At 69.0% G+C, this 554-nt stretch carries 1 pseudogene; it reads left to right on the top strand.

Annotation, left to right across the window (positions count from 1 at the left end):
• Positions 1 to 554: pseudogene (locus JCM9942_RS17810) on the top strand (phosphoribosylformylglycinamidine synthase); the annotation flags it as partial.

The following is a 554-nucleotide window of genomic DNA, read 5'->3' as shown; positions in this document are numbered from 1 at the left end:
GGTGCGTGGTGCCGGCCTGGCGATCCAGCGCGTCGAGCGCGGCACCCGCATCGACCTCACTGGCTGGCCTGCCGACCCGGCCCGGCAGGCCGCCGTGGCCAAGCTGCTGCACGATCCGATGACCCAGTCGCTGCTGGCCGACATCGACCAGGCGCAGACGCTGTTCAACAGCGTCGGCCGCGGCACGCTGGAGCGTATCGCGCTGGAGGATCTGGCCGCGGCCAACAAGCGCCTGGGCCTGGCCCTGGCCGATGACGAGATCGACTATCTGCGCCAGCGCTATGGCGAACTGGGCCGTGATCCGTCCGACGTCGAACTGATGATGTTCGCGCAGGCCAACTCCGAGCACTGCCGCCACAAGATCTTCAACGCCAGCTGGACCATCGACGGCACCGAGCAGGACCGCTCGCTGTTCAAGATGATCAAGTACACCCACCAGCAGACCCCGCAGCACACGTTGAGCGCCTACAGCGACAACGCCGCGGTGGTGGCCGGTGCGCCGGCCGCGCGCTTCCGCCCGGACCCGGCCAGCGGCAAGTACCGCAGTGAAGCGG

This window comes from Stenotrophomonas pictorum JCM 9942 (assembly GCF_001310775.1).
GTDB lineage: Bacteria > Pseudomonadota > Gammaproteobacteria > Xanthomonadales > Xanthomonadaceae > Stenotrophomonas > Stenotrophomonas pictorum.
This window is presented reverse-complemented; position numbering and strand designations above follow the sequence as displayed.